The 1,292-nt window shown below is 34.4% G+C and carries 1 protein-coding gene; it reads left to right on the top strand.

Annotation, left to right across the window (positions count from 1 at the left end):
- Window positions 1-98 precede the first annotated feature (98 nt).
- Entirely contained in the window at window positions 99-1,103 is a 1,005-nt protein-coding gene (locus QI30_RS19350; protein ID WP_126992115.1) for a VanZ family protein, read from the top strand.
- Window positions 1,104-1,292: the final 189 nt, after the last annotated feature.

Raw genomic sequence — 1,292 nt, 5'->3', positions numbered from 1 at the left:
ATCCATAAGGTTTGCTGGAGAGTGGAAGACCTATTGAAACTTCATACTTAAAATGGTAAGATGCAATCTTTTACATCAAAGAAAAGAAAGGACATTTTATGAAACAAGTAAATTTACGTAAAATCACAATTGTGCTGTTAACATTATATACAGCTTTGATCCTCTATTTCTTATATCTAGGTTTTAATAGAGGTCTACTGGGGACAGACTCTAGCTTACGATACAATCTAATACCTGAAGGAATCCCATTGCATTATCCAATAGGAAAAGGCTTTCAAATCTGGTTTTTTGAGTACGGGAATTTTTTAGCGTTTATCCCTTTTGGCGTGATTATTCCACTCCTGTTTCGTTGTAGTTTTAAACGCTTTATCGTCGTTTTTATAGTATCAATAACAATTCTTGAAACGATTCAAATGCTTACACATTTAGGAGCTTTTGATATAAATGATATTATTATAAATTCATTGGGTGCTGCAGTAGGGTTTTCAGCACAGCGAATCGTCACTCATAACCGAGATAATCTAAAAGGAGTTATCAAAATCGTATTACTTTCCATGGTGCTTGCCCTTGGAACAATAATAATTGTTGGCGGTATTAATCAATATTTAGAAAAAGGCGAAGGGAAAATTATTGCCCTGAATGACCTGGTACAAGAAGATGAGTCTATCCAATGGGATGAAAACTTGTCCACTTTTACAATTGGCCAAAACGAAGTAGCCCCACAACTAAATTTAATTGATAGAGAGCATACAAAAACCAATGAATTCGTGTATCTATTAGATAGCAAATATAAATATATGACAGGTTATGTTGCAATACCTGACGATGTTTTGAACGCTACAAGCACAAAGAGTATTGAAATAGAGTTCATCAGCGATGGAGAAGTAATTTATTCGGTAGGGTTAACCACTACAAGGGGAAAAAATGGCATAGAGTCGTTTGAAGTCCCTCTTAATGAAGTGAATAATTTAACAATAAAAATAAATAGTGACAGTGCAGATTCAATAACTCATGCCGTAATATGGGACATGACACTTACAGAAGAGAACGTTGGTCAAAAGGTTATTAACAGTATAAAAGAAAAGATAAAATCACTATTCTAAAAAATCTCATCATATAAAAAAATAGACTTGATTCCAGAGAATTAGGAATTGAGCCTTTAATTGTGGCGGTGACCATTTATGTATGAACCGCTGCTAATTTATCTTCTGCGCTCATTTTCCCCATAGAAAAACCGCACCTCCTTGTTAGTATGTCTAACAAATGAGGTGCAGTTCAATGCCACATAGAGA

Origin of the sequence: Candidatus Kurthia intestinigallinarum (assembly GCF_003991225.1) — a bacterium.
GTDB lineage: Bacteria > Bacillota > Bacilli > Bacillales_A > Planococcaceae > Kurthia > Kurthia populi.
The sequence above is the reverse complement of the archived record's forward strand: the minus strand, read 5'-3'. Positions and strand labels throughout refer to the sequence as shown.

Excerpts from the sequence above, each read along its gene's own strand:
- QI30_RS19350 (WP_126992115.1), top strand. The coding sequence starts at position 99 with ATGAAACAAGTAAATTTACGTAAAATCACAATTGTGCTGTTAACATTA.